This is a genomic window from Pseudomonas sp. FSL R10-0056 (assembly GCF_009600105.1).
GTDB lineage: Bacteria > Pseudomonadota > Gammaproteobacteria > Pseudomonadales > Pseudomonadaceae > Aquipseudomonas > Aquipseudomonas bubulae.
Map to the genome: position 1 here is coordinate 1 of NZ_WIWL01000019.1, position 6,798 is coordinate 6,798.

The window sequence follows — 6,798 nt, forward strand, 5'->3', positions numbered from 1 at the left end:
GGACGACAGCAGCCTGAGCGAGGCCGAGCGTCAGCGCCTGGCCAGCCTGGCCAAGTGGAAGGCCGGGCAGACGGCGATCAAGGTGGCCAACGAGGCGGTGCAGATGCACGGCGGCATCGGTGTCACCGACGAGCTGGATGTGGGCCTGTTTCTCAAGCGTATCCGGGTGGCCCAGGCAACCCTTGGCGATGCCGATTATCACTGCGAGCGCTATGGAGCCCTGGAGCTGGCGTACGCTTGAGCCTGTAGCGGGCAGTTCGAGTCAGGAGAATAACAAGATGAAACTTGAACAATGGCAGAGCGCCTGGCAGCAACTGATTGGTGCCGGCTCGCCTTTTGAAGTACAGACACCCGCCGATGGCGGGCCGAAATTTTTTCGTCATACCGCCGCCAGCGTCTGGGCCGCGATTGATAGCGGGCGCATCCACGGTGACCGTGAATTTCTGGTGTGGGAGCAGCAGCGCCTGACATTCAGCCAGTTTTTCGATCAGGTGGATCGCCTGGCGGGGCAACTGGTCGAGACCTTTGGCTTGCGCAAGGGTGATCGCGTGGCCATTGCCATGCGCAATCAGCCCGCCTGGCTGGTGGCGTTTGCCGCCATCCAGCGTTGCGGTGCGGTGTGTGTACCGCTCAACAGCTGGGGGCTGCGTGACGAACTGTTCCACGGTCTGCAGGACAGCGGCGCATCCCTGTTGCTGTGCGACGAGCCACGCTTGCAGTTGCTCGCCAATGACCTGCGCCAGCAGGGGCTGGCAACCGTGGTGGCGGGGCTGCGCGCAGGCGTGCCGCTGGAGGAGCATTGCCATCGGCTGGAGGACCTGCTGGCAGCCCCGGCGCTGAGCGTGCCGGTACAGTCGGTCAGTGCCAGTGATCCGGCGATGATCCTCTACACCTCGGGCACCACCAGCCTGGCCAAGGGCGTGTTGTCGACCCATGGCGCAGTCTGCCAGGCGCTGGTCGCCCTGGAGTTCCAGGGGGCATTCTGTGCGGTCAGTTCGCCGGAACGCATCAGTCTGGTAATCAATAGCGGCTATGCTCCCGCCACCCTGATGGCGGTGCCGCTGTTCCATGTCAGTGGCCTGCATGCCCAGTTTCTGCTGGCCTTGCGCAGTGGGCGGCGCTTGCTGCTGATGTACAAGTGGGACGTGGAAAAAGCCCTCGACCTGATACGTGACGAACAATGCACCCAGTTCAACGGTGCGCCGGTGATGATGCAGCAACTGCTGGCTTCGCCACGTTTTGGCAGCCCCGACACTGCGAGCCTGTTCGGGCTGGGCCTGGGCGGTGCGGCACCCTCCAGCAGCCTGCTGGACAACCTGACCCGGCGCAAGCCCGAAGCAATCGGTGGCAGCGGCTATGGCCTGACCGAAAGTAATGGCATCTGTGCGGCCCATGGTGGCGACCAGTTCGTCTACAAACCGGCATCGGCCGGGTGGCCCTTGCCGATTGTCGATGTGCGTATCGGTGACAGCCCGGATCGCCCCGTGCCGGCCGGGGTCAGCGGGCTGATCTGGATGCGCTCGCCAACCCTGATGAGCGAATACTGGAACCTGCCCGAAGCCAGTGCGCGGACCCTGTGCGATGGCTGGCTCGACACCGGCGATATCGGCTTGCTGGATGACGAAGGCTTCCTCTACATCACGGATCGCGCCAAGGATCTGATCAATCGCGGCGGCGAGAAAATAGCTGCTGCCGAAGTTGAGTCCTGTGCCTGTGAAATGCCCGGGGTGATTGAAGCGGCAGCATTTGCCGTACCTGATGATGTGCTGGGTGAAGTGGTGTTTCTGGTGGTGCGGGGCGAGCCGGATGCAACCCCAGGCAGCGAAGCCGTGCGCAGTTTTATCGCCCAGCGCCTGGCCAGCTACAAGGTGCCGGCGCAGATCCATGTGCAGCACACACCCTTTGCCCGCAATGCCTCGGGCAAGACGCTAAAAAGTGTGCTCAAGGAACTGCTGGTAACGGCCTGAGTAGTCTCTGTGGACGATGTGCTCGCCGCTGATTGGCGAAGAATGGATGCACACCCCCAGCAAGCCTTATTCGCGTAGGAGGCAATACATGAAAATAACAAGAACAGGCGTAATGCTCGCAGCCGCCATGGCCGTCAACGTGGTCGCCATCGGCACGGCATCTGCTCAGGTATCGCCCGCAGAAGCGGCCAAACTGGGCAAGGAGCTGACCTGTGTAGGGGCAGAGCAGGCGGGTAACGCCGCGGGCACCATCCCTGCGTATACCGGCAAGTACCTGGGCGAAGTGCCGGGTTGGAACCATGTGAAGTTTTCCGGCGACCAGCCGGTTGACCCCTACGCTGCGGAGAAGCCGATTCTGGTGATTACCGCGCAGAACATGGCCCAGTACGAAGACAAACTGACCGAAGGCCAGAAGGCGCTGCTCAAGCGTTATCCGACCACCTACAAGATGAACATCTACACCGGTCACCGTGACTACCGCTACCCGGATTACGTGTGCCAGCGGGTCATGAACAACGCCTTGAACGCCAAGCTGGTCAATGATGGCATGGGCTTTGAAGGGCTGGGACAAGTGCCGTTCCCGATTCCTAAAAACGGCATGGAAGCGCTGTGGAACCACCAGCTGCCGGCCCGTGCCTGGACCGAAGAAAAAACCAGTGACCTGGCCTCCGTGCTGCCCAACGGCAGCATTGGCTGGGGCCGTGCCTATGCCCGCAACCTGGCCATGGCCAACTCGCCTACGGTAGAACCCAGGACTGAAAACAAGCTCCAGGCCATGAGCAACAACATGACCCTCAAGCCGACCCGTGACAACGGCACGCTGAGCATCTCCCACGAACCCTACAACTTCGCCACCGACCCGCGCCAGGCCTGGAGCTACAGCCCTTCGACCCGTCGTGTGCGACTGTTGCCGGGCTACGGCTACGACCAGCCGATGATCGGTACCAATGGCACCATGACCGTGGACGAAGACCGTTTGTATAACGGCTCGCCGGAGCGCTACAACTGGAAGCTGCTGGGCAAGCGCGAAATCTACATTCCGGCCAACGCCTACAAGCCCAACGCAGGTACGGTGAAATACGCTGACATGCTGACGCCCAATCACCCCAATCCGGACTTGATGCGTTATGAGCTGCGCCGGGTGTGGGTGGTTGAAGCCGACCTCAAGGAAGGCTACCGCCACGTATACGGCAAGCGTGTACTGTTCCTCGACGAGGACACCTGGAACTCGGTGCTGGCGGACAACTACGACGCGCGTGGCCAGTTGTGGAAACACGCCATGATCAACTACTACTACCACCCGGACATGAGTGGCTGGCAGGCCGGTTCACAGTTCTTCATGGACTTGAACTCGGGGCAGTACACCGGCTACGGCATGACCAACGAAGCCAAGAAAGGCCCGATCCTCAACGAAGGCAAGTTCACCCCTGACCAGTACACCGCTGATGCGGCGCGGGCGATGGGGAGGTAAACCGCAGGGTTGCAGGTAAAAGCCCCGTCGGTGTAACGCCTGCGGGGCTTTTTCATGGGCTCAGGTCAGTGAGGCAAACGTCATTCCGGTGGCATGGACGACCTGACGCATGGTGCGCAGTGTCGGGTTGCCCTTGGGCGAAAGGGCGCGGTACAGGCTTTCGCGGGAAAGCCCGGCCTTTTCGGCTATTTGTGCCATGCCGCCCCGTGCTTCGACAACATGGCGCAACGCGGTCAGAAAGCTGGCCTGGCCACCTTCTTCATCGAGCTCATCAATGGCGATACGCAGGTATTCAATGGCAAATTCGGGATCCTGGCGGATCATCTCGATAACGGATTCGTCGTGATTCTTGGTTTTGTTCATGGCTTCCTCTTCTGATACTCGTTCCAGCAGCGCACGGCTTTTTCGATATCGGCCTGTTGCTGGCGCTTGTCGCCACCCAGCAGCAGCAACACCAGTTTTTTGCCGTCCCGAGCGTAATACAGCCGATAGCCTGGTCCGTGATCTATACGCAATTCCCATACGCCCTGGCACAGGGCTTTGCAATCACCAAAAGCGCCCGCTGAAAGCCGGTTGACCCGCACGGTGATGCGTGCCTTGGCCGTGCGATCCTTTAAGTGGTCCAGCCACTGCTGGTAAGGGTCGTTACCTGTTTCGCTGAGGTAGTGTCTTATCTCTAGCATTTGAAATGTAGCTTTGAAGCTACCCTTTGGTCAATTATTTTTAACCGCCAAGCACGGCTGTTCGTCAGTGCAGACCCACATTCAATGTGATTGAAGGTGGCCGTGGCAAAGCTAGGGCTGCGGTGTAGCGAGGGCAATTAGGATGGATCGCAAGGTTGTGCAGGTTTTATTACATAGGCGCATTTGCGGCGCAGCGGCAGACCCCGGTAATGCAACACGTCATTGCCGGGGGAGGGGGAGGGTTGTGTCGAAGGGGAGTGATTAATTATGCCTGCGACCACACGGCCAATTCGTAGCCATCCAGGTCGGTGAAGTGGAAGCGGCTGCCGCCGGGAAACTTGAATTCAGGTCGGCTGATGAGACCTCCGGCAGCGCTGATGGCTTGCTGAGCCTGGGCCAGGTCGTCGGCGTACAGAATGATCAGCGGGCCACCGGGGCGTACAGGTTCGCCAGTGGTGAAGCCGCCGCTCAGGCGCCCATCGCTGAATTCGCTGTAGGTGGGGCCAAAGTCGGTGAAGGTCCAGCCGAACACGGCGCCATAAAAGACTTTGCTGCGCGCGATGTCATGGACGTTGAATTCGATGTTGTCGATTCTATTGTGGCGGTTGTCAGTGGTCACGGGCATCTCCTTATGAGGCTCAAATATAGATAAGTGACTGGCTGAATGCCATGCGGTTCTCATGAGCACATGAAGGTCGTAGCCATTGGCCAAAGCAGTCACCCAGCTTGAGTGTTTTGACCATTGTTGCAGAGCCTTCGCAGGGCGATTATCAGCAGGATTTTTCACGGTTCCCATCCTAAAAATAAAGACCGAGGGATTCTGCTGATGCGCGACTATCTGAGTTCGATGACTGATTTTGACTACCAACGCACGGTAGCCGGTGCGCTGGATGGCCATCTGGCAGCGATCAATGCCTGTGTCGAGTGCTGCGACCGTCATGCCTTGCCGGGCCGCATTGCGTTGTTCTGGGAGGGGCGCGATGCCAGCAGCGCGACTTATACCTTCACTCAGTTGCAGGAGCAGGCCGCGCGCTTTGCCAATTTTCTCCTCGCCCAGGGCGTCAAGCAGGGCGACAAGGTGGCAGGTTTGCTGCCACGCAATGTCGAGTTATTGATCGTCGCATTCGCCGCCTGGCGCATTGGTGCCATCTACCAGCCCCTGTTCACTGCATTCGGGCCAAAGGCCATTGAACACCGGCTTAACAGCTCGGGGGCCGTGCTGGTGGTCACCGATGCGGTCAACCGCGTCAAGTTGGACGAGGTCAATGACTGTCCGGCCATTGTCACGGTGGCGGGAGCCAAGGGGCAGGGCCTGGTACGTGGCGACTTCAGTTTCTGGGCAGAGCTGGACAACTACCCGGCTACCTGTGAGCCGGTGATGCTGAGCGGCGAAGATCCGTTCCTGCTGATGTTTACCTCAGGCACTACCGGGCCAGCCAAGCCGCTGCTGGTACCGCTCAAGGCCATCGTTGCATTCCAGAGCTACACCCGTGATGCAGTGGGGCTGCGCCCCGAGGATTCGTTTTGGAACCTGGCAGATCCGGGCTGGGCCTATGGCATTTATTTCGGCATCACCGGGCCACTGTCGATGGGCCACCCGATCACCCTGTACGACGGCCCGTTCACGGTCGAAAGTACCTGCCGGGTCATCAGGAAATACGGTATTACCAACCTGACCGGTTCGCCCACCGCCTATCGCCTGTTGATTGCGGCCGGTGACGCCTTCGCCAGCAAGATCAAGGGCCAGTTGCGCGTGGTCAGCAGTGCCGGGGAGCCGCTCAACCCCGAAGTCATCCGCTGGTTTGCCGATGAACTCAACGTCACCATCCACGACCACTATGGCCAGACCGAAGTCGGCATGGTGCTGTGCAACCATCACGGGCTCGATCATCCGGTGCATATGGGCGCCGCCGGTTTTGCCTCGCCGGGCCACCGCATCGTGGTGCTCGATGACAATCATCAGGAGCTGCCCGTTGGCCAGCCGGGGATTCTGGCGGTTGATCGCAGCCAGTCGCCGATGTGCTGGTTTGGTGGCTACGAAGGCTTCAAGACCAAGGCTTTTGTCGGCAACTATTACCTGAGTGGCGATACCGTGGAGCTGAACCCGGACGGCAGCATCAGTTTTGTCGGGCGCAGCGACGACGTGATTACCACGTCCGGTTACCGCGTCGGGCCTTTTGATGTGGAAAGCGCCCTGATCGAACACCCGGCGGTGGTAGAGGCCGCCGTGGTGGGCAAGCCGGACCGTGAACGCACCGAGCTGGTCAAAGCCTTTGTGGTGTTGAACCCTCAGTATCTGGGGGATGCACAACTGGCTGAAACCCTGCGCCTGCACGTGCGTCAACGGCTGGCTGCCCACGCTTACCCCCGTGAAATCGAATTTGTCAGCGAATTGCCGAAGACACCCAGCGGCAAGTTGCAGCGCTTTATTTTGCGCAATCAGGAAATCGCCAAGGCTGAGCTGGCCGCAAGCGCCAGCGTCTAACTTTCAGGAATCATCATGCAAATCGAAAACAAGGTTTTTATCGTCACCGGTGGTGCATCGGGGCTGGGTGCCGCCACGGCGCACATGCTGGTCAAGGCAGGTGCCAAAGTGATGCTGGTGGACCTGAACGCCGAAGCAGTGGCCGCCCAGGCCCTGGCGTTGGGCGAGCAGGCGCGCAGCGCTGTGGCGGAC

The 6,798-nt window shown here is 60.1% G+C and carries 8 protein-coding genes; 5 read left to right on the plus strand and 3 right to left on the minus strand.

Translation table 11 applies throughout. The features are described 5' to 3' along the window. From GHO42_RS01210 to GHO42_RS01220, 3 genes are all read left to right on the plus strand, one after another. A partial coding sequence (locus GHO42_RS01210; protein WP_256671097.1) for an acyl-CoA dehydrogenase family protein occupies positions 1-241 on the plus strand: 241 nt, incomplete at its 5' end. A gap of 37 nt (positions 242-278) precedes the next feature. Next, a complete protein-coding gene (locus GHO42_RS01215; RefSeq protein WP_153326655.1) occupies positions 279-1,967 on the plus strand; it encodes a class I adenylate-forming enzyme family protein in 1,689 nt (562 codons plus the stop codon). 88 nt (positions 1,968-2,055) lie between these two features. Beyond that, positions 2,056-3,438, plus strand: coding sequence for a DUF1329 domain-containing protein (locus GHO42_RS01220; RefSeq protein ID WP_232527576.1), 1,383 nt, complete (start codon positions 2,056-2,058; stop codon positions 3,436-3,438). A 60-nt stretch (positions 3,439-3,498) separates the two neighbouring features. Here the strand turns inward: GHO42_RS01220 and GHO42_RS01225 are convergent, their stop codons facing one another. The 3 genes from GHO42_RS01225 to GHO42_RS01235 form a co-directional block, all read right to left on the minus strand. Continuing rightward, on the minus strand, positions 3,499-3,801 hold the full coding sequence (locus GHO42_RS01225) for an addiction module antidote protein (RefSeq protein WP_095000014.1): 303 nt from the start codon (positions 3,799-3,801) through the stop codon (positions 3,499-3,501). Then, a complete protein-coding gene (locus GHO42_RS01230) occupies positions 3,798-4,121 on the minus strand; it encodes a type II toxin-antitoxin system RelE/ParE family toxin (RefSeq protein ID WP_095023299.1) in 324 nt (107 codons plus the stop codon). The genes GHO42_RS01225 and GHO42_RS01230 overlap by 4 nt, the downstream gene beginning before the upstream one ends. Before the next feature lie 265 nt (positions 4,122-4,386). Beyond that, positions 4,387-4,740, minus strand: coding sequence for a VOC family protein (locus tag GHO42_RS01235; protein ID WP_198417380.1), 354 nt, complete (start codon positions 4,738-4,740; stop codon positions 4,387-4,389). Between the two features lie 207 nt (positions 4,741-4,947). Here GHO42_RS01235 and GHO42_RS01240 point away from each other — a divergent pair, with 207 nt between their 5' ends. Together GHO42_RS01240 and GHO42_RS01245 are read left to right on the plus strand one after the other, a co-directional pair. Then, positions 4,948-6,606: an AMP-binding protein gene (locus GHO42_RS01240; RefSeq protein WP_095021150.1), complete on the plus strand. Its 1,659-nt coding sequence runs from the start codon at positions 4,948-4,950 to the stop codon at positions 6,604-6,606. A gap of 15 nt (positions 6,607-6,621) precedes the next feature. Then, positions 6,622-6,798: SDR family NAD(P)-dependent oxidoreductase (locus tag GHO42_RS01245; protein WP_153384082.1), on the plus strand; the 177-nt coding region annotated here is incomplete at its 3' end.